This window comes from Paraburkholderia sp. D15 (assembly GCF_029910215.1).
Classification (GTDB): domain Bacteria; phylum Pseudomonadota; class Gammaproteobacteria; order Burkholderiales; family Burkholderiaceae; genus Paraburkholderia.
Window position 1 is genome coordinate 1453321 of record NZ_CP110395.1, and the last position, 23155, is coordinate 1476475.

General features: G+C 63.8%; 7 protein-coding genes. All 7 read left to right on the forward strand.

Going from position 1 to position 23155, the window contains the following annotated elements:
• Nucleotide 1 precedes the first annotated feature (1 nt).
• The 7 genes from LFL96_RS06390 (at nucleotide 2) to LFL96_RS06420 (ending at nucleotide 21891) form a co-directional block, all read left to right on the forward strand.
• The gene (locus LFL96_RS06390) at nucleotides 2–136 is read left to right on the forward strand and encodes a hypothetical protein (RefSeq protein ID WP_280999294.1); all 135 of its coding nucleotides are present in this window, start codon (nucleotides 2–4) and stop codon (nucleotides 134–136) included.
• 505 nt (nucleotides 137–641) lie between these two features.
• Entirely contained in the window at nucleotides 642–2831 is a 2190-nt protein-coding gene (locus tag LFL96_RS06395; RefSeq protein WP_281000588.1) for a filamentous hemagglutinin N-terminal domain-containing protein, read from the forward strand.
• Nucleotides 2816–4699, forward strand: coding sequence for a ShlB/FhaC/HecB family hemolysin secretion/activation protein (locus LFL96_RS06400; RefSeq protein WP_280999296.1), 1884 nt, complete (start codon nucleotides 2816–2818; stop codon nucleotides 4697–4699). Before LFL96_RS06395 ends, LFL96_RS06400 begins: the two co-directional genes overlap by 16 nt.
• 10 nt (nucleotides 4700–4709) lie before the next feature.
• Nucleotides 4710–5618 carry a peptidyl-prolyl cis-trans isomerase gene (locus LFL96_RS06405; RefSeq protein ID WP_280999298.1) on the forward strand — a complete coding sequence of 303 codons (909 nt, stop codon included), beginning with the start codon at nucleotides 4710–4712 and terminating at the stop codon, nucleotides 5616–5618.
• 25 nt (nucleotides 5619–5643) lie between these two features.
• Nucleotides 5644–6330 carry a hypothetical protein gene (locus tag LFL96_RS06410; RefSeq protein ID WP_280999300.1) on the forward strand — a complete coding sequence of 229 codons (687 nt, stop codon included), beginning with the start codon at nucleotides 5644–5646 and terminating at the stop codon, nucleotides 6328–6330.
• Nucleotides 6331–6430: 100 nt separating this feature from the next.
• A complete protein-coding gene (locus LFL96_RS06415) occupies nucleotides 6431–21457 on the forward strand; it encodes a filamentous hemagglutinin N-terminal domain-containing protein (RefSeq protein WP_280999302.1) in 15027 nt (5008 codons plus the stop codon).
• The gene (locus LFL96_RS06420; protein ID WP_280999303.1) at nucleotides 21454–21891 is read left to right on the forward strand and encodes a replication initiation protein; all 438 of its coding nucleotides are present in this window, start codon (nucleotides 21454–21456) and stop codon (nucleotides 21889–21891) included. The genes LFL96_RS06415 and LFL96_RS06420 overlap by 4 nt, the downstream gene beginning before the upstream one ends.
• Nucleotides 21892–23155: the final 1264 nt, after the last annotated feature.

Genomic DNA, 23155 nt, shown 5'->3' on the forward strand with positions numbered 1-23155 from the left:
CGTGCGCGACTATGAGGATGCCGGCATCAGCGGCCTGACCCTGCGTGAACGCCCGGCTCTTGGTCAGTTGCTGCTTGACGAAGAGAATCCACCGCGCAAATTTGCCACCGTGCTTTTGTACTATGTAAGCCGGTAGGGACGCTTCCAAGACGTCGACGAGGCGGCTTTCTACGAATATGCATGCCGCCGGGCCGAGAAGAGCTTGGCCTTCGTCTACTATTCGCCAAATCCGGCACTGGCTCGCAGTGCCACCCTACAGTACGGATGGTTCGAACAAGACGAGGTCGAACAACTGAATCGACGCAGCCTATCCCGTAGCGACTGGTCTGCAAGTCGCTCGCTATTTCAGGGGCGTCAATAAGCCATTGAAGAAAAAGGCAACCTTCCATGAAACGCCAGCTGTCTCGTTGTCTTACGACCTATTTTATTCAAAATGAATTTTAGGGTGTTGATGATTTAAAATTCTTGTCGTGCGTAATATTTTTGTAAATATTTTCTCAAAAAATTCTGGCCACTTCCCCTAAAGAACTTGCTGATTCACGTCGATATTAGTCTTATGAAAGACGCAGCTTGTTGTAAGCCGCGCAAAAAGACCACACCGATAAAGCGAGCCCGCAACGAAAAGTTGCGTGAAAACAAGAATGTACCGGAGTATTCGGGGAATCGGCGCAGGCGTCGGGAGCCTGCGTTCGCACTGCCATCCAGCCAGACTGACCGTTGTGCTGCTGACCGCCGCGCCCTTGTGCGCAGGAGCGGTTGGTATTGCTGTGGACGGTGGAACGGCCACGTCCGTTTCAACCAGCGCGAATGGGCATCAAACGGTCAATATCGCACCGGCTTTCGCGGGCGTGTCGAATAATACCTACAGCAGTTTCAGCGTCGACGCGGCCGGGGCGTCGCTCAATAACGTTGGTATCAATGCGCGAACAATTGTCAACCAGGTAACTAGCACCAGTCCCAGCATTATCAGTGGGCGGATCGACGTGCTCGGTCCGCGGGCGAACGTGATATTGGCCAATCCGAACGGCATTACGGTCAATGGCGGTTCGTTCGTTAATACGGGCCGCCTTGCCCTTACCACCGGCCACGTCGGTTTCAAGGACACCATACCGGTGGCCGGTTTGCCGGAACGGGACATCGTGCTCGATACGAGCACGGGGACCATCGTGGTCGGTCCGCAGGGATTAGCGAGCGCGCTGATCGGACTCGATCTGATCGCTAAAAATGTGCAGATCAACGGCCCTCTCGCCAATACCTTCGACAACGGCAATGCCTATACCCGTATCGTGGCCAGCACCAGCAACGTCACGCTGAATACCGCCGTGTCGCCGAACGACAACGGCAACGACTGGCTCACGCTGAGTCCGTCCACCAACCCGGCCACCGCGAGGTCGTTTGCCGTCGACATCACCGCCGCCGGCAGCCTGTCGAGCGGCCGCGTGCAGTTGATCGTCACCGACAAGGGGCCGGGCGTGCGCAGCGCCGGTCCGATGAACGCGACTTACGGCGACTTCACGCTGGCATCGAACGGCTCGGTGCAGTTCCTGAATACGTCTCTGACCGCGGCGAACAATATCAACCTGCAGGTGCAGGACGGCATCGCGGCGACCGATACGAAGATGAAAGCGAACGGCGGCTCGGCAACGTTCTCCGCCACCGGTGCGGTCACGCTGACGGGCAGCAGCCTGCTGACGAACACCGGCATCGACATCAGCGCGGCGAGTATTGCGTCGCTGCAGGATGCGTTCGCGCAATCCGTGATCGCATCGACGACCAGCGGCGTGGTGTTGGCGAGCGGCAGCGACATCGTGAACGTCGGGTCGCTGATTCAAGGCCATCAGACCAACAGCGCCGATCCGGCCTCGCTCGGCGCGGTGACGTTGAATGCGAAGGGCAACGTGCTAAATCAGTCGCTGGCCGGCGCCGCGCTCGGGAACGTCTACGGCGAAGCCGGCGATATCTCCGTGACTGCCGGCGGATCGGTGACGAACCACAACGCCCGCTTCGGCGCCAACGGCAACATCGCGATCACGGCGGGCGGCGACTTCGACAACATCGTCGATCATTCGAGCGGTACGAACGGCGGCGCGCCGGTGAGCTACGCGGACAGCAGCTGGCGGCTGATCTTCGTCAAGCATCGCGATAACGGCTTCACGATCGACTATGGCGAGCTGGCCGATCCGAACGAGCTGGCGTATGTGAACGCCGGCATCGGCAACGTGACCATCGCGGCGCAGAACGTGCATAACGTCGGCGGCACCATTCTGGCGGACGTCGACAAGACGACCGGCGCCGGCGGTTCGGTCACGATTACCGCGCGCGACCAGTTGCTCACGCAGGCCATCTTCACCGGACAGGCGTCGTTCCGGCAAACCTGCTTTTTCTTTTGCAGTTCGAGTTCGTCGAGCACGGTCGCGGCGTATGGCGGCGTCATCGAGGCGACGGAAAACATCAAGCTGAAAGCGGGTACGCAGATCACCAATACCGGCGGCGTCGTGGATGCCGTCAACGGCACGCTCGCGCTCGATGCGCCGCGCACCCTCGCGCAAGCCGTGCTCGGCTACAGCGCGATCAACAGCACGCACAACCTGAAGGCGTGGTTCGGCAATTCGTGGTCGGCGATTTTCGCGTCGGACACTGGGGGCATATTCAGCGGCGGCAGCGGCCAGGTCGAGCTGACCGGCGAAGCGGACATCGAGGGCGGTTCGTTCAACGCGCCGGCGGGCATCAAGGCGGCCGGCGGCGTCAACACGATCCGCGTGCCGTACCGCATGCCGGTCACGATCGGCAATCACAACCATCTCGGGCTGGTGTCATGGTTCGGGCTGTGACGCGCGCCATCAGCCGCTCGCTGAAATGCGGCATCACGAGGACGGTCGAATGCGCGGTCAAGCGCCGTGCGCCGCGTCTCGCGCATTGCACGCTTGCGATCCTCGCCGGCACGGCCGCGGCGCGCGGTTTCGCGCAAACGCCGCCAGGCCTGCCGAACGCCGGGGCGCTGGCCGGCTTGCCGTTCGGCTCGCGCGCCGAACAGGACCCGGCGCAACGTCTTCTGCAGGAACAGCGCGACCGCCAGCGGCGCGACGAAATCCAGCAGCCGCCGGCGCAGATCGAAGTCCAGCAGCCGCCCATCGCGAATCTGCCGGAAGGCGCGGACGTCGAAACGCTGCCCGACGTCGAGCCGCTCTTCAAGATCGACCATATCGAGTTCACCGGCGATACGGTGCTCGGCAAGAGCGCGCTCGATGCGATCGCCGCGCCGTTCATCGGCAAGCACCTCGGCCGCAATCGCATCAACCTGCTGCTGCGACGCGTGACCGAGGCGTTTATCGCGCGCGGCTATATCACGACGCGCGCCTACCTCGGCGCGCAAAATCTTGCTTCCGGTACGCTGAAGATCAATCTGGTCGACGGCAAGGTGTCGGCCTTCACGTTGAACGGCCACCCGCTGCGTCCGCGCGACCCGAACGAGCCGTGGTACCGCACGCATGGCGGCGGTCTGCTGACGGATGCCGGCACCGCGTGGGCGTTCGCCGATAGCAGCGGCGACGTGTTGCGTCTGCCCGATCTCGAACAGGGCGTCGACCAGATCAACCGGCTGCGCCGCAATCAGGCCGAGATCCAGATCATGCCGGGCGAAACGCCGGGCGACTCCGTCGTGGCGATCACCAATCACTACGGCGACCGGGTCTTCTGCGATCTCGGCATCGACAACTACGGCAGCTCGCAAACCGGCACGCTGCGTTATCGAGCGGGTGTGGAGGCGGACAACCTGATCGGCCTGCAGGAGTCGCTGTCGTTCAACTACGTCGGCACGGAAGACAGCAATGCGGTGGTGTTTTCCGCCGCCGCGCCGTACGGCTATCAGACTTTCAGCTATACGACGTCGATCTCCGAATATCAGCAGACCATCAGCGACGTCGCGCTGCTCCAGGGGCGCACCTTCAGTCAGATTCTCGGCTGGAACGACGTGCTGACACGCTCGCGTGCCGGGCGCACCAGCGTCGACGTGACGTTGACCAAAATGCGCACCGAACGCTCGCTGAACGGCATGGAACTGACGCCGCAGGATCTCACGGTGCTGCGCGTCGGCGTGAACGGTTTGCGCCGCTTCGTCGCGCACGATCAGCCGGCCGCCGCGACGTGGGACGTCGGCATCTCGCAGGGTCTGCCGTGGCTGTCCGCGAGTCACGACGGTTCCGACATCGACGAGAGCGATGCGCACAGCCAGTTCACGAAGCTCGATGCGACCGCCACGCTGCAAGTGTCGCTCGGCACGCTGGCGGGCACGCAATGGGGCTATCGGGCCACCTTGCGCGGACAGTACAGCCATGTCGCGCTATTCGGCAACGAGCAGATCTTTCTCGGCGGCATGGACTCGGTGCGCGGCTTCACCGAAGGCGGTATTGCCGGCGACTGCGGCTTCTATCTGCGCAACGAGGCCGCCTGGCAAAACGTGCCGGCGTGGCATGACGTGCAGCTGGAACCCTACGTTTTTCTCGACGGCGGCAAGTCGCACCTGGTCGCTCAGGGCGGCTGGCCGACGCTGATGGGCACCGGCGTCGGCACACGCCTGCAATGGCGTCACAACGCACGCACCGTCACCAGCGAGGTGCTGCTCGGGCAGGCCTTGCTCCAACCGGCCGCACTCGGCAAAAAAGCCACGGTGCTGCTCGCCACACTCAACTGGTCACTCTGAAGAGGTTCATATGAAACATCGTCCGTTTGCTGTCGGAATGCGTCGCGCTGCGCTGGTCGTCGCGCTGGGTCTGGGCGCGGGTGTGTTGCCGGCCGCTCAGGCAGCCAACAAACCGAGCCCGAAACCTTCCGCCGACAAGGCCGTCGATGCGGCCGGCGGTCCGCTGCCGGCCAATGCCGTGGCACGCGTGAACAACGTGCTGATCACGCAGGATCAACTCGACCAGGCCGTTCACGCGGTGAACGCGCCGGATACGCCGGCATTGCGCGCGTCGCTGAAGAATCAGCTGATCGCGCGCGAGTTGTTCCGCCAGGCTGCCGAGAAGCAGCACTACGAGTCGCGTCCGCAGGTCGCGGCCGCGGTCGAGCAGGCGAAGACGGCGGCGATGACCGCTGCGTATCTGCGCGACCAGGTGAAGCCGACGCCGGTTACCGATGCCGACGTAAAGGCGAAATACGACGCGATCGTCGCGACGCTGGGCGAGAACGAATACAAGCCGAGCGCGATTGCGGTGAAGGATGCGGACACCGCGCAGACGGTGCTCACGCAATTGAAGAAGGGCACCGATTTCGCGCAACTGGCCAAGCAATACAGCCAGGGTCCGGGCGCGGCGCAAGGCGGCGCGCTCAACTGGATTTCGTTCAAGACGCCGATTCAGGCGGGCAACACGCAGAACTGGCCGCAGCCGCTGGCCGAAGCGCTCGTCAAGCTGCCGCAGGGCGGCGTATCGAGCGCGCCGGTGCAGATCGGCGACGCGTACTGGATTCTGCGCGTCGACGAAAAGCGTCCGACGCAGGTGCCGCAATACGACCAGATCAAGGACGTGCTGCGCAAACAGCTCGAACAGGTCGCGCTGGAGAAGGCGACCGCGCAGGTGGTGGTCGATCTGATGAAGAACGCGAAGATCCAGCAGCAGTAAAGGCGGCGCCGATGCCGCCGCGAAAGTGCTGCGGCGGCACAAAAAAATAGTCCTTCAACAAACCGGACAGACAGGAATCGGGGAAATGAAATTCAACGTCAAAGGAACGCTTTTCGCTCTTGCGACCGTGGCATGGGTATCGACGCTCGCGGGCTGCACGACCGCTTATCAGGCGTCGGGCGCGACGGGCGGCTACAAGGACAGACAGATCGACGACCAGACGCTGCACGTCGAGTTCAGGGGTAACGGGTACACGACCCGCGACACGGTCCACAAGTACTTTATGTATCGATGCGCGGAGCTGACGCAACAGCACGGTTTCAAGTACTTCATGATTATTCCGACGGCCTTGACAGGCGCGCTTGCGCCGACCGACAACCTGGTCGGAAGCCGTGGTTTCGACCGCAGCATGATGCGCAAGGTCCATAGCGCCGCGCCGATCGTGATTTACAGCGGCGGAGTCGGCAGTGTCTCTTACCCCAGCGACGCGGGGGACATACGCATGTTCAACGACGACGCCGTGATGCCCGCGAAGATCACCGGTTGGGATGCCGCGGAGATAGTCGATCAACTGGGGACGTTCGTTCACAGCAACGGCAAGACGCCCGCCGCGCTTCCCATGGGCTGGGTATTTGAACCCGGTCATCCGAAGGTGCGTGCGCAGGATCTGTTGCCGAGCGCGCCTAAAAGCAGTGTGGTTTCCGGAGCCTGATCCGGACGACGGGAGCGGCGGCCGCGGAATGCCGCCGTCATCCCCGGGGCAGGCAGGCCAGCCTGCGGCACGTTAAAAAACGAAGAAAAAAGAGAACACCATGAACAGGTCAGTGCGTAACGCGTTGAGGCAGCTTGAGCAGAGTCGCCGGGTGCGGGATGAACAGGTCGACATCGATCGCCAGCCGGTACGGCCGTGGTGGTTCGTCGGCACGTCGCCGCGTCCGTACGGTCTCTGGCAGCGCGCCGTCTCCGCGCTGGTCGCGCTGACGCTGTTCGCCGGTCCGCTGTCGATCACGTTCGAACAGAGCCGCGACGCGGCGGGCGTGCTGGCTGCCGGCAGCCGTCGTCTGGATGACGATGCATGGCAACGCATCGTCGATCTGAGCGCGGTGCGTATCCGCTTCGAGATGCAGATGGCGCAGGCCACGCCGATCGTCGATCCGAACGCGCCCATCACGTTTCAACCGAGAATCACGCAGACCACCGGCGCCAACGGCGGCGTGCCCGTGGTCAACATCACCGCGCCGAACGCGGCCGGTATTTCGCTGAACAAGTTCCAGACCTTCAACATCGACCCGGTCGGGTTGATTCTGAACAACAGCCTCGTGGGCGGCACGTCGCTCACGGGCGGCAATCTGCAGGCCAATCCGAACCTGGCGGGACGCACCGCGAGCGTGATCGTCAACCAGGTGACGTCGACGGGCAGCGCATATGCGAGCCTGTTGAACGGTCCGCTCGAAGTATTCGGCGCGCCGGCCACCGTGATCATCGCGAACCCGAACGGCATCACGACGAACGGCACGGGCTTCACCAATACCATCGGCGTGACGTTGACGACGGGCACGCCGCAATTTCTCAGCGACCTGAAAGGCACCGTCACCGACTTCGATCATGCTCAGGCGATCGGCTACAGCGTCGCGGGCGGTCATATCCAGATCGAAGGCAACGCGGGCGTGAACGGTCCCGGCGCGGGTATCGAGGGAACGGTCGGCACGATCGACCTGATCGGCGAGACCATCGGCATCAATGCGCCGCTGTATGCCGGGTCGCGGATCAACGCGATTGCGGGAGGGCAGTTCGTGTTGCCGTCGGCGGTGGGCGATAACGGGACGACGTACGCGACATCGTCGAACGGATCGACCAATACTGCTGCTGCGATCAACGGCGCGAATGGCCGCGCGAACAACGGCCTCGCGATCGATGCCACCGCCTTCGGCGCGATGACCGCCGGCCAGATCCAGGTGATCGGCACGGCCGCGGGCATGGGCGTGCGCACCGACGCGCAGATGGCTGCGAACACCGGCGATCTGCTGTTGTCGTCGAACGGCGATCTGACGGTGAACGGCTCGGCCGCGCAGCAGCAAGCGACGCTCCAGGCGAGCGGCAATCTGTCGATGACCGGCGCGCACGTCGGCATCGCCGGCTACACGATCAACGCGAACGGCGACGTGAGCTCGACGGGCACGATTCAGTCGGGCGGCAAGCTGGCGGTGACGGCGGGCGGCAACGTCGATCTGGCCAATACGCAATCGACTGGCGATACGTCGGTGACGGGCGGCGCCAGCGTCACGCTCGGTAACGTGCAGACGGGTGGTGTGCTGGCGGTTAGCGCGCAAGGCAATGACGGTAGCGGCGATATCAACCTGAACGGCACGTCGGTGATGACCGGCGCGACGAGTTTGCAGGCGGCGCGCGATGTCAATGTGAATGGGCAGACGAGCGGGAGCACGTTGCAGGTGGTGGGGCAGCGCAACGTCAACGTGAGTTCGAGCGGCGCGATACGCGCGACTGGTGATCTGACGGTGACGGCCACGCAGGGCAGCCTCACGTCGAGCGGCAGCATCGCGAGCGGCGGTCAGGCGACGTTGACGACGGGCCAGGACGTGCTGTTTACCGGCGCGTTGCAGGCGAATCACGACTTGCAGGTGAACGCGGGCAATAACGCGACGTTCGCGGATACGCAGGTCGGCGGCGCGTTGCGGGTCACGGCAAACGGTGCAAACAGCGGAGCGGCAGGCGGCCCAGCCACCAGCGGCGACGCGACCTTCAACGGCAATACGCAGATCGCGGGTGCGGCGACCGTGCAGACAGCTCGCGATGTCGTCGTCAACGGCACGCTTGCGGGCGGCGCACAGGTCGCACTGACCGGCCAGCGCAACGTCACGATCGCGAGCACGGGGACCGTGCAGGCCGGTGGCGATCTGAATATCACCGCGACGAACGGTAACGTCACCTCCGCCGGCACGCTGACCACCGCCGGCAATCTGAACGCGACGGCGGGGCAGGACGTGGCGCTGACCGGCTCGACCGGCGCGGTCGCGAATACGACCTTGCAGGCCGGCCGCGATCTGACGATCGGCGGCACGCTGGCAAGCCAGGGCGCGGGCAAGCTGACAGCCGGGCGCGACGCCGTGCTCGGCGGCACCAGCGGCTTCTCGCACGACGTGACCGTCGATGCGGCGAACAATCTCACCGTGAGCGGCACGCTGGTCGGCATGGCCACGCTGACGCTAACCGCCGGTCAAGCGGCGACGCTGAACGACGTGCAATCCACCTCGGCCTTGCAGATCGCCGCGAACGGCGGTCCGTTGACGGTCAACGGCACGGTGACGTCGCTGGCGGGCGCATCGCTGACGTCGGCGGCCGATTTCACGGTGAACGGCACGTTGCAGAGCACGGCCGCGCTGAGCGTGGCGAGCGGCGGCAATCTGTCGGTGGCGGGCACGGTCAACACGCTTTCGACGGGCGCGTTCACTGCCGCGCGCGACTTCACGATAGCGGGCACGTTGCAGACGAGCCAATCGCTCAGCGTCACGAATGGCGGCAACACGGTGATCGCGGGCACTGTCAATTCGCTGGCGGACGCGTCGATCACAACGGGCGGCAATGTCGCCGTCAATGGTTTGCTGCAAGGCGTGGGCGCGCTGCTCGTCGCGAGCGGCGCCGATACCTCGGTGGGCGGGACGGTGCTGTCGACAAGCGACGTCACGTTGCGCAACGCGACCGGCTCGATGACGAGCACCGGCACGTTGCAGGCGGGCGGCAAGCTGCTCGTCGATGCCGCGCAATCGGTCGACCTCGGACACGGCACGACCGCCGCGCAAGGCGATCTCAGCATCAAGGCCGGCCAGAACCTGACCCTGAACGGCACCGTGACGGGCCAGGGCAACGGCACGCTGACGGCGGGCGGTGCGCTGGCCGGTTCGGCGGTGGCGGCTTTTGCCGGCGCGGCGACCTTGCAGTCCGGCGGCGACACGACGCTGACCGGCTCGCTGCAGGGCAACACCGTGCAGACCAACGCGGGCGGCTCCGCGTCGCTGCACGATGTCACGGCGGCATCGACGCTCGCGCTTTCCGCGGCGAACGATCTCGCCACCACCGGCACGGTGCTGAGTCACGCAACGGTCGATCTGAACGCGGGCCGCGATCTGACGACGAGCGGCGCGGTGCAGTCGATCGGCAACACGACGTTGACGGCGGGCCGCGATCAGAACGCGACCGGCGCGCTGACCGTGCAGACCGACGATCTGCGTATCACGGCGGGCAACAACGCGAGCATCGCGGATGCGCACGTGGGCGGCGCATCGACGATCGTCGCGAACGGCGTGAGTGGCGTGGGTGGTCCGAACGGCGTGAACGGCGGCGACGTGACCTTCAACGGCACGACGACGATGGTCGGCACGCTGACCACGCAGGCGGCGCGGGATGTGGTCGTCAACGGCAAGGCGTCGGTGGGCGGCGCGACCGCTTTGCAGGCGGGCCGCGATGCACTGATCAACGGCACGCTCGCGAGCGCATCGTCGACCATGCTCGACGCGCAGCGCAACGTGAATGTCGCGGCGAGCGGCACCGTGCAGGCCGGCGGCAATCTGGCGATCACGGCCCACACCGGCAACGTCACCTCGACCGGCACGCTGCAAGGCGCGGCGCAGCTCAATGTGAACGGCGCGCAGGACGTCGCGCTGACCGGCTCGACCGGTTCGATCGGCAACGCGACCCTGCAGGCGGGCCACGATCTGACGATCGGCGGCACGCTGGCCGGCCAGAGCGGTGCGACGCTCAACGCGGGTCACGACGTGACGGCGGGCGGCAGCATCGGCTATATGGGCGACGTCGGCGTGACGGCGGGCAATAACCTCTCGGTGACCGGCTCGATGGTGGGCGCGGGCGTGTCGCTGACCGCCGCGCAGGCGGTGACCCTGAACAACGTGCAATCGGATCGCGCGTTGCAGGTTGCGGCCAATGGCGGCGCGTTGACCGTGAACGGCACGGTCACGTCGTTGTCCACGGCCACGCTGAATTCGGCGGGCGATTTCGCCGTGAACGGCACGCTGCAAAGCGCCGATACGCTCGCGATGACGAGCGGCGGCAAGACCTCGATCGGCGGCACGGTGACCTCGCTCGCCACGACTTCGCTGAACTCGGCCTCCGACGTGAGCGTCGGCGGCGCGTTGCAGAGCACGGGCGCGTTGAGCGTCGTCAGCGGCGGCAATACGTCGATCGTTTCGCCCACGGGCGTCGTGCAGTCGAACGGCGATCTGACGCTGCGCAATGCGTCGGGCTCGCTGACGAGCGTCGGCACGATTCAGGCGAACGGCAATCTGCTGATCGATGCCGCGCAGTCGGTGGATCTCGGCACGCAAAGCACGACGGCGCTCGGCAACCTGACCGTCGATGCCGGACAGAATCTGACGATGAACGGCGCGGTCGGCGCGCAAGGCAACGGCACGCTGAACGCGGGCGGATCGATCGCGGGCGCGGCGAGCGCGGCATTCGGTCAGGCAGTCAACGTTAACTCCGGCGCGAATACGACCCTTAGCGGATCGCTGCGTGGCAATACCGTGCAAACGGTCGCGGGCGGATCGGCATCGCTGAACAATGTGGTGTCGGCATCGACGATGTCGCTCGCCGCCAACGGCGACCTCGCGACGACGGGCGCGTTGACCAGCGGCGCGACGCTGGCGCTCAACGCGGGCGGCAACCTTGGCGTCGGCGGGCCGGTGCAGGCGATCGGCGATACGAGCTTCATCGCGCAGAGCGGCAATGTCGTATCGACGGGAACGGTCGCGACGAACGGCGCGTTCAGCGCGCAGGCCGGCACCGACATCACGATCGGCGCGGCGGCGGCCGCATCGCTCGGCATGACGTTGACAGCCGCGCACGACGTGAACGCGACCGGTGCGCTGAGCGTGCTGGCCGGCGACATGCAGGTCACGGCAGGCAACAGCGTCACGCTGACGGATACGCATGCGAGCGGCGCATTCGGCGTCGTTGCGAAAGGCGTGAACGGCGCGGCGGCGGGTGGCGACGTGACGTTCAACGGCACCTCGATCGCGCTCGGCGCGACGAACGTGCAGGCCGCACGCGATGTGATCGTGAACGGCACGCTGGCCGGCGGCGGCGACGGCACACCAGGCGCAAGCGCGGCGAGTAACAGTCCGACGACTGTGCAGGCCGGCCGCGATGTGAACGTGGCCGGTTTGCTCGCGGGTGGCGCGCAACTCGGCGTGACCGCGCAGCGCAATGTCGCGGTGGCTTCGACCGGCACGGTCGAAGCCGCGAGCGATCTGACGGTGGCGGCGACTACCGGCAGCGTGACCTCGACGGGGACGCTGAACAGCCAGTCCAACCTCAAGGTCAACGCGGCGCAGGACGTGGCATTGACCGGCATCGCGAGCGTGGTCGGGAACACGAATCTGGCGGCCGGTCACGATCTGACGGTCGGCGGCACCTTCGTCGGTCAGGGCGGTGCAACGCTCGACGCGGGGCACGATGTCACGCTGGGCGGAACGAGCACCTTCTCCGGCGACGCCACGGCGAACGCAGGCAACAACCTTGCGGTCAGCGGCGCGCTGGTCGGCGCGAACGTGTCGCTGACGGCCGCGCAAGCGGTCACGCTCAACAACGTGCAATCGAACAACGCGTTGCAGGTCGCCGCGAACGGCGGCGCGCTGGCGATCAACGGCACGGTGGCGTCATCGTCCACGGCGACGCTGACTTCCGTGGGCGATCTGTCCGTCAACGGCATCCTGCAAAGCGCGGGTGCGCTCAACGCGACGGGCGGCGGCCAGTTCAGCGTTGCCGGTACGGTCAATTCGCTGACCGGCGGCACGTTCAAATCGAACGGCGATTTCACGGTGGCCGGCAGCTTGCAGACCACCAGCGCGTTGGGGATCGTCAGCGGCGGCAATACGTCGATAACAGGGGCGGTCAATTCGCTCGCGGGCGGTACGCTGAACGCGGCCGGCAACGTGTCGGTCACGGGGACTTTGCAGACCGCGCAGGCGCTCGACGTGACGAGCGGCGCGAACACGACGAACGGCGGCACGGTCCGTTCGACCGGCGGCAACGTCGGCCTGCACAACGCGGCGGGCTCGCTGACCAGCACCGGCACGCTGGAAGCCGGCGGCAATCTGGCGATCGACGCCGCGCAGTCGGTGGATCTTGGTACGCAGGGCACGACGGCGCTCGGCGACGTCACGGTCAACGCCGGCCAGAATCTGACGATGAACGGTTCCGTCGCGGCGCAGGGCAACGGCACGTTGACGGCCGGCGGCGCAATCACCGGCGCGGCGAATCTCGCGTTCGGCCAGGCGGCGGTACTCGGCTCGGGCGGCGATACGAATCTCACCGGCTCGCTGCGCGGCAACACCGTGCAGACGAATGCGGGCGGGTCTGCTTTCCTGCACGACGTGCTGTCGGTATCGACACTTTCACTGGCGGCGAATCAGGATCTCAACGTAAGCGGTGCCGTGACGAGCGGCGCGACGGCCGTGTTGCAGGCTGGCGGCAATCTGAATCTCGGATCGTCGAGCGTGGTCCAATCCGCCGGCGACATGACGCTGGGCGCGACGAACGGCAGCATCACGGCGACGGGCACGTTGACAAGCAACGGCGCGCTCGGCGCGAAGGCCGGCACGGACATCGATCTCGGTGGCTCCGCCAACGTGACGCGCGATACGACGCTGAACGCGGCGAACAACGTCAATCTGAACGGCGTGTTCGCAAGCAACGGCGCTTTGACGGCGCAGGCGGGTTCAGCGATCAACCTTGCGAGTACGGCCAGCGCAACGACTTCCCTCGATACGACGCTGAAGGCAGGCAGCGACATCAACCTGGCCGGCACGCTTACCAGCCACGGCGGTTTGAATGCGCAGGCCGGTCGCGATGTCGTCGTGAGCGGCACGACCACCACGGCGCTCGATACGAGCGTCAATGCGGCGCGCGACGTCAACGTCACGGGGACGCTTGCCGGTGTCGGCGCGGGCAATGTCGCGTCGGGGCGCGACATCAACGGCGCGGGGACGATCGCGTTCGGCCAGGCGGCCACGCTCGGCGCAGGGCGCGATGTCGTGCAGGGCGGTTCGATTCAGGGGCAAACGGTTCAGGTCATCGCAGCGGGCAATGCGACCGTGACCAACATCACGTCGGGCGGGACGCTTTCGCTTGCCGCCAACGGCACGAACACGGCGACAGGGCCGGGCAATCTTGTCGTCAATGGGACGGCGACGGCGTTGGGCGCGGTGACCGCGACCGCGCAGAATGATGCGTCGATTGCGGGCAAACTCGAAAGTGGGTCGAGTCTTGGCCTTAATGCTCAGCAGGACGTGACGATTGCCGGCGCGATGCAGTCCGTCGGCGACATGAACGTCACCGCGCAGTCGGGGAGTTTGACGGCGACGGGCGGCATCAGCAGCGGCGGCAAGCTGGCCGTGTTGACCGGCCTCGATCTTTCGCTCGGCACGGCGTCGAGCACCAGCGCCGTGAGCGACATGACGCTCAACGTAGGCCGCGACGCGACGCTGAACGGTCTGCTGATCGGTGGCACCAGTGGCGTGATCGATACGGGCCGCGATCTTGGCGGCGCGGGTACGCAAGCCTTCACGGGCGCTGCCACGTTGAATGCACAGCGCGAGCTTGCATTGAGCGGCGCGCTTCAGGCGAACGCGATCAGCGCGACGGCCGGCGACAGCGCGAGCCTCCACGACGTCAATTCGGCGACGACGCTTGCGCTCACCTCGCAAGGTAACGCCGGCGCGGGCGATGCGTCGATCACCGGCACGGCGACGGCAGCGGGTACGGCGAATGTCAACGCCGCGCGCGACGTGCTGGTGAGCGGATCGCTCGCCAACGGCAGCACGCAGACCTTGAGCGCAGCACGCAACGTTTCGGTGACGGGTACGGCGCAGGCGGCCGGCGATCTGAATGCGACCGCGACGAGCGGCAGCATCGCGCTATCCGGTACCGCGACGACGGCGGGCGCGCTGAATCTCACGTCCGGACTCGATACGCAACTCGGCGGCCAGGTGGCCGCGGCGAATCAGGTCACGGTGCAGGCTGGCCGCGACATCGATCTGAATGGCGTGCTGGCAGGACAGATGGGCGCGACGCTGAACGCGGGCGGCGATATCGCGGGCGCGGGTTCGACCGCGTTCTCGCAGGCCGCGACGCTGGCGGCGTCGAACAACATCGCGCTGACGGGTGCACTGCAAGGCGGCAGCCTCACGCTGACGGCCGGCAATAACGCGGCGCTTGCTGGCATCCAGGCGGTGACGGGCGACCTTAGCGTGAAGGCGAACGGCACGGCGGGCGGCGGGGACATCACGGTGAGCGGCGCGGCGACCGCGTTCGGCGCGCTGTCGATGCAGGCCGCGCGCGATGCGAGTGTGAGCGGCGCCATCAATACCGGCGGCACGACCACGGTGAACGCGGCGCGCAACGTCGCGCTCGCCGGCGTCAACTCGTCCGGCGATATCGCGTTGACGGCGACGAGCGGCAATCTCGGCACCGGCAACCTCACGACACAAGGCAACCTGAACGCGATCGCCGGGCAGGCGCTGACGGTTGCGGGTACAACGGTCGCGGGCGGTGGCGCGCAACTGAAGTCCGGCGGCGACATGACGCTGACCGGCAGCATCGCCGCGCAGAATGCCGGTTCGTTGAATGCGGGCGGGTCGATCAACGCGGCATCGGTCGCGTTCGCGCAGCAGGCGACGCTTAATGCAGGCGGCAGCATCGGCGTGACCGGCAGCGTCGCGACGAATGGCGCATTGAGTGCGACGGCGGGTAACGATCTGTCGGTCGGCTCCGCGCAAGCGGGCGGCACGTTGTCGTTGCAGGCACAAGGGCACAACGGCGCGGGCGACGTGACCGTGGGCGGCACGCTGGCTTCCGGCGCGGCTACCACGGTGACGGCGGCGCGCGACGTGACGCTCGGCGGCAACGCGACCAGCGCCGACAAGTTCAGCGCAACGGCTGGCCGCAATCTCAGTGCGAACGGCACGATCGGCGCGAACGGCGATGTTGCATTGACGGCGACGAGCGGCAATCTCGGCGTGGGCGGTGCGATCACCACGCAGGGCAATCTCGGTGCGAACGCGGGTGGCGCGTTGTCGCTGGCCGGTGAACTGGTCAACGGCAACACGACGCTGAGTTCGGGCGGCAATACGAACCTCAGCGGCGCATTCCTCGGTCTGGGTACGGCGACGTTCAACGCGGGCGGATCGGTGGCGGGCGGCGGCGCGTCGTTGACGTTCGGCAAGGACATCACGATCGGCGCGGGTGGCGGCGTGACGCTCGGCGGCATTCAGGGCGCGGGGCAGTTCAGCGCGACATCGAACGGCGACATGTCGCTTGGTGCGACCACGGCCGTCGGCAATGTGACGGCGAAGTCCAACGCGGGCAGCGTGAGTTTTGGCGGTGCGGTGCAATCGGGCGGCAATGTGCAGATCGTCGCGGCGAATAGCGCGTTGGTGGCGGGCGCGGTGTCGTCGATGGGTACGGTGAATATCACCGGCACCACAGGTAGCGTGAATGTGGCGGGCGTGTCGTCGAACGGCGATACGACACTGACTGCGGGGCAGACGCTGACGTTGAGCGGCACGACCACGGTCGCTGGGCAACTCGCGTTGAACGGCAACAACGTCACGTTGACCAGCTCGCAAAGCGGCTCGAAGAACGTGACCGTGAAGGCGAACGGTACGCTCGATGCGAGCCACAGTTCGCTGGTGTCGACGCAGAACATGCAGTTGAACGGTGCTTCCGTGCTGCTGGGTAATACGGTGGTCGGCGGGACGTTGACGGCGGCCGCGACGAATCAGTTTTCGATCGCGGGGAACAGTGCGGTGGATGTGGTCGGTGCAGCGACGTTGACTTCGCAGAGCGGGTTCTATAACGCCGGGAATGTGCTGGCGGGCGGGAATCTGTTTGTGTCGGCGCCGAATTTGACGAATGCGGCGAATTCGTCGCTGGCGTCGACGGCGGGGACGACGGTCAATGCGACGAATTTTACGAATGCGGGGTTGGTGAATGGTGCGACGACGACGGTCAACGTCGCGAACAATCTGACTAACACCGGCGGCTCGTTGATGGGCGTGAACGCGTTGTCGATCACGGCGCTGTCGATGTCGAATCAGAACGGCGTCGTGTTCGCCGGTAATCCGAATACGCCGAACGGTCCGACGACCGGCGATGTTTCGTTGACGATCAACGGCGGCGCTGGTTCGTTCTATAACGCGGGCGGTCAGTTGCTCGCGCAACGGAACATGACGCTTGGCATGAATGGCGTGACGTTCGATCTGTCGCAAGGGACCATTAGCCAGGGCGGCGCGCTTTCTATTTCCGCGGCTCAGATCAGCAATAGCGGGACGTGGAATTACGGTGGGCAGAGCGTCAGTATTTACGGCGTGTACGGGATGACCAACAACGGCGTGATGACGGGCACCGCGCCGTTGACGCTGGGAACGGGTGGGCAGTTTACGAACTACGGGCAGGTCACGGGTAACAACGTCACGTTCAATGGGACGCTGTACAACGTTGCCGGCGCGGTGATGCATGCGGACAGTACGCTTGCGCTGAATGGGAATACGACTAATCGCGGGACGGTCGAGGCCGGCGGCACGCTGTCGGTGACGGGTGGGAATTACGATAACCAGGGGGCGACGACGCAGTCGAAGGGGGACGTTAACTTCAATATTGGGGGGACGCTTACTAATACCGGCGGGTCGATTTTCGCGGGGAATAACGTCAATATCAATGCCGGGGCGGTGGTTAACGACCAGACGGCGCCGACGGGCGCCAGCACGCAGTCGACGACGGTCGTCACGAATCCGGCCCTGTTGTGGTCATCTGCCGCGGGTACCCAAACCAACTGGTACGACCAGACTTACGGTGGAGAAAATGGCTTCCTGCAGGTCGCTTCGAGCACGGTTAGCGCAACGCTTGGCGATATTCTCTCTCCGACGGGAACCCAGGCAACCGGTGTCAACGCGTCAGCTCCAAACGCGTCTCAACCGGTAACGGGCTCCGGCTCGGTGACGTTCTATGAGCACCAGGTTCAGGTTGGGTCGAGTGGAGACAACAGTAATCCCGTCTACCAGAACTTCTGGTTCGTCGGCACGGGGCCGGACCCGACGGCGCTGGCGGCCGTCACGCTCAACCTGCCGACGATTTACCAGACGACGACCACGCAGCAACCCGGCACGTCGGGCGTTATTTCCGCCGGCAATTCGATTTCGCTGACGGCTGGCTCCTTGTCCAACCGTGGCGGCCAGATTGCCGCTCAGGGCAATGTGACGTTGAACGTGCAGTCGCTGAGTAATGGCGCGGTCGCGTCGGCATCGTTGAATCAATCGATTCAGACCATCGATCAGGGGCAATACTCCGCGTTCTTTGCGCAACTTAAGTCGCTCGGTACGATAGGTGTGCAAGGGACGGGGAATTCGACCGGCACGAGTTGCGATAGCCAAAACTATTGCGCCATCGTCGATTTTCTTCCGCCAAACGAATTTAATATCGCGCCTGGCGCGGCACCGACTGCTAGCGGCTATACGACGAGTGCTTTCCCGACCGGCATGATTGCGGCGGGCAGCAACCTGACCGTGTATGGCGGCAATCTGGTCAACGCCGGGTTGCTGTATGCCGGCAACAACGTGCAGATCGGCGCGGCCAGTTTGACCAATCAGGGCGGCAACCAGCAAAACTATTCGACGCAGACGGGTTGCGCGGCAGGCGTGCCGAACTCGGCATGCGGTACTGCCGGCTATACGCGAGGGGCCAACCCGACCACCACGACTTTCGGTTACACCCAGAACGACGCGACGATTTACGCGGGCAACAATCTGGTGATTGCCGCAGGCCAGATCAATAACACCTTTGGCAATCTGCTCGCGGGGCACGACATCGTGATCGGTGGAGTCGGCTCGACCGCGAGTTCCACGACACCGGCTACCAGCCTGAATAACACGTCGGGCAACATCGTCGCGGGCAACAACATCACGCTGAATGTGTCGGGCGCGATCACCAACAACTTGCCGCCGCCGGTACCGGTGCATGAAAACTATGGCTCGAAGGAACAGTACTCGGGCTGTATGACGGCGGGTGGTTACAAGGAAAGTTACTGCGAAGGGTACGTCGATCAACAGTCGGGTAGCTCGTCGGTAATCAGCGCAGGGAATAACCTCCAGATCAACGCAGGCAGTCTCACGAATATCGGTAGCCTGATCGCGGCGGGTAATAGCGCGACGATTTCCGTTGCCGGTCCGGTGGTGAACGAAGCGCAGACGCTGAATGCTTACTGGCACTCGCATTGGGTGCAGGAAACCAGCATGTTCAGCAGCGACAAGCGCCATGACGTGTGGGCTTGCGGATCGCCGGAGGAGTGCACTGCACTTTACGGTAGCGCATACACGAGTACGGGTGGCACGATCGATCCGCCGCAACCGGTAGGCAATATTGCCGCGACGATTCAGGCGCCAAATCTATCGGTTACTTCCGGTGGTCAGATTCAGAACATCGGTAACGTGATCGGTACGTCCGTCACTTTGACTGGGCAAAAGCTGATCAACGGTATCACGACGCCGAACACTTACACGCCACGTGTCAATTCGCCGTCGCAGGTGATTTCGCTCAGTCCGGTGAGCTTACCTGGACTGAATCTGTCCATGCCGCGCGCGGTGGGAGGGACGCTGCCGACGCCGGTCGCCGGTAAGGCGTCGTACGTCGACAATTCGCTCGGTGCGTCGGCACTCGGAAATCTGGGGCCGCAGGATCTTTTGACGGCGCTGCCTCCCAACTTGCAACCAAGTTCGACGCTGTTCTACTACAACCCGCAGGAAGAAGATCTGATGCTGCAGCAAGCCTCGCTGCAGCAAACGGGAAAGGCGAGCTTCATCGATGGGTTGACGTACGACAGCAAGACCAATACGTCGGTGACGGAGCAGGAGAAGGAATACCTGTATCAGAACTCGCTCGATTACGCGAAGGCGAACAACCTGCAACTCGGCGACGCGCTGACGCAAACGCAGATCAATGCGCTCGACAAGCCAATGCTCTGGTATGTCGAGCAGACTGTGCCGGACCCGTCGTGCACGACCACCGGTACGGCTACGTGTCCGACGATCACCGCGTTGATGCCGCAGGTTTATCTGCCGAGCAGTACGAGCGCGATGTCGGCGGGCGGGAATATTACCGGTCAGGATGTCACGCTGAACTTCGGTAAGGGAGACGGCGGTAGCGTTCTGAATACGGGCAGCATCGATGCGTCCGGTACGCTGACGGTCAATACCGATTCGCTGACTAACCAGGCCAATCAGGTCGACGTCGGCCAGATCTGGAGCAAGGTCAAGGGCGGCTACGTCGACACGACGGGGACGACGGTGCAGCCGGGCGGCTTCATGAGTGCGGCCAACATGGATCTCAACGTGCAGACGTTGAGCCAGATTGGCGGCGCGTTGCAGAAGCTTAATCCCGATGGGACGGTTGATCAGGCCGGTACGCAGCAGATGCTGGCTGCGCTTCAGCAGCAGCTCGGCGCTAACTTCACGCAGACTTCGATTAGCGACAACCTCCATACGGACTTCGTGAAGGAAGGGGGGCTGGGCGTTTTCGGACAGATCGCGGAGATGGTCGCCGCTATCGCACTGTCTTACTTTTTGGGGCCGCTAGCCGGCGCGATGTTGTCAGCCGCGCTCGACGACGTGGTGAACACCGGTAGCCTGAATTTCGGGGATGTGCTGAAGGCCGGCGCGCTTGCTGTTGCAACTTACGGTATTAATGAGGTAGTTCCTGACAGCGGTAGCCTTGTGCTGAATATCGGCGAGCGTAGCGTTGCCCAAGCGGCGGCCTCGACTGTCGTATACGGCGGTAGTTTCGGGCGGGCTCTTGTCAACAACCTGGCCACGAATGCTGCGGCAGCAGGAGCTAATTTCATTGGAAATGCTGCGACGAATCCGAGTTCTACCATTGCTGTTGGAACGCCGGGTTACTGGCTTGCTCACGCGGCATTGGGGTGTGCCGCCGGAGCAGCGGAAGGTACTGGTTGCGCCGGTGGTGCCATCGGCGGCGCCACGAGCGCATTGGTTGCGCCGTTGCTTGTTCAGCAGGCAGGTGGCTTGGAAAACCTGACGGACGGACAGCGCGTAGCGATCGCTGGGGCTGCGACGTTGCTGGGCGGGTTGACGGCTGGCCTTGCCGGGCAGAATGCAGCGAGCGGTGCAAACGCTGCAACGAACGAGTCGCTGAACAACTCGACAAACCCCGAAGATATCGCTCATGGCAAAGATCTGATACCACTTGAGAGCGGTGGCGGAAACGGGATTGGTACTGGTGGTAACAGTAGCGATAATGCAGCGCTGGGAGATATCGCCAGTGAGCTTGGCAGCGCCGTAAGCAGCAAGGTCAGCAGTGCATGGAATTCAGCTGCTGAATGGGTACAGACCGAGTTCGGATTTACTACCACTCCCGCACCAAACAGCGCAATGTCAGCGTCGCAGGAGCAGGCCTATGCAGCGGGGCGTGCAGCACAACTACAATCAGAATTGCCTGCTGGTTCACAAGGTAGAGTCACGATGGGAGTTGGAGTCTTGCAGGACGCCAACGGCAATCAGATTACAGTCGTTTCTACGAGCGAGCCGAATGGCTATCTGCGACCGGGCGTGACATTAAATCCTGGCGAGGTTGTTGTGCCGGGAACGGGACATGCCGAGGCAGACATCGTAAACTGGGCTGCTCAGAACGGTTATACAGTCCGAACGATTGGTGCTGGAAGACCTATCTGTCCTTCCTGTGCTTCGGCGATAGGCGGAGCCAATGCGGTACCTGCAACCCCGTTGAAGGTTACAAAATGAACACGAATACGCGGCTAACTACCGTAGCGCCGGATCTGGTCGAACTTGGAAAAGGATTGCCCGCGAGCAAGCGAAAGGCCTTAGCTCGCCTAATCGCAGAATGGGCTTGCCGCGAAACCGGCACAATGACTTTGTTAGGCGAGGATCGAGTAAAGCTCTTGCTAGACGATGCACATACGGTTACGCAACAAGATAGAGATCGTCTCGCTGGCGATGTGGACGATCTAGATGAAAAATACTTCGCCATTGTTGAGCAGCACGACGGTCTGGATGATGAAGGAGATGCTTTAAAGTGGTTCCGCAAAGCAAGAGCTGCGGCTTCATTGCTTTATTCGCTCGATTCGGACTCGGTACCAGAATTCTGCGAAACTCTGTACGAAGCACAAGCGGCGACGGACGATCTGGACAATCTGAAGGCGTTGTGCCGACGATAGACTCGTTTGGGCAATTTGCCTAGTCAGTGGAATTGATCGGAGTAAACCAAACCCGGCGCGTGCGCTGGGTTGTTCATTATGGCGTCGGAGACCGCCGCGGAGATGTTGCCCGATTCGTGCAATTCGTCGTCGGTCGAGCGTTCGTCGTACGGTGCTAAAAAATCCTTTGTGCGACTTCCCTGCGGGCGTCCTCGCTGCTGTGCATTTCCCTGATTCCGTTGATCGTGCGCCTTAGCCACTCGTCGGCAATAACGCGATGCGCATCGTGTTGCCGGTCGGCCGGTGGAAGCGCTGCATGGCGCAACTGCCCGTCGCGGTTTGCCATCGAAGTCGGCCTGTTTAGAGTACAGACATTACGCATGCAACAAAGCGCGTGCCGATCGGTCTGCAAACCCTGCCGGTATTGGGTTTGAGGAGTCACACAAAAAAGTGTAGCAGGCCGGTACCGGGAGCGGGCGAATTGCCCGAAGCTCAGACGGGGTAACGACTGGCCGGGTGTTTCAGATTGAAACGTCAAGTGTTCGGCGTGGAATGCGGATGGCGTGCCGCACGCCGGCGCGCGTCGCCCATGCTGTTTCCCTTTGAATGGCAGAAAAGCCGTCCCCAACTTCGGCTGTGCCATTCCTTTGGCGGCTAGGAGCCGCGGTGTAGCCGGTCAGCGCTGCGCCTGTGCGAGCACCGAATCGAGCCCTTGGGCGACGAACTACTGTTTGGCCTTAGGCCTGTCGCGAGATGGCCTCGATCTGCGTCTGCCACTTCGGTGCGGAGCTGCGTTTGCGCGGTGAACGGTCCGACTTACTGAACAGGTCTGCCAGCGAAACGGACAGCATGCGCGCGATGATGGGCAGCGTGAAGCATTCCGTATCACTAGGGCAGGATAGGCATGTGGTGCCAAAGTGTCGGACAAGGGATGCTGTTTCGCTGGAAGCGCAACGTTCATTGCGAGCGTTGAGTGAATGTCTTTAGAGAGTAGAAAGACATCCTCCCCCCGGACCCGAGCACCGGGAGGTAGCCGCTACAGGAAGGCGCGGCGCGCAGTGTAGCTTCTCCGATGCACTTCGATCAATCCGACGCGCGGCGTGCTCGGCACTGACTTGACACGGTTCGGCTCGCAGATCCAACCCCGTCCAGCTCTATCCGAACTGCTTGGTCGACGAGGCCAAGGTCGACCAGAACATCGGTGGCGTACGTTTCTCGTCCAGTCGGAGTAACGTGCAGTAGCCGAGCTGGTCACGGCGAGGCCGCAGACACGGAAAAGAAGATG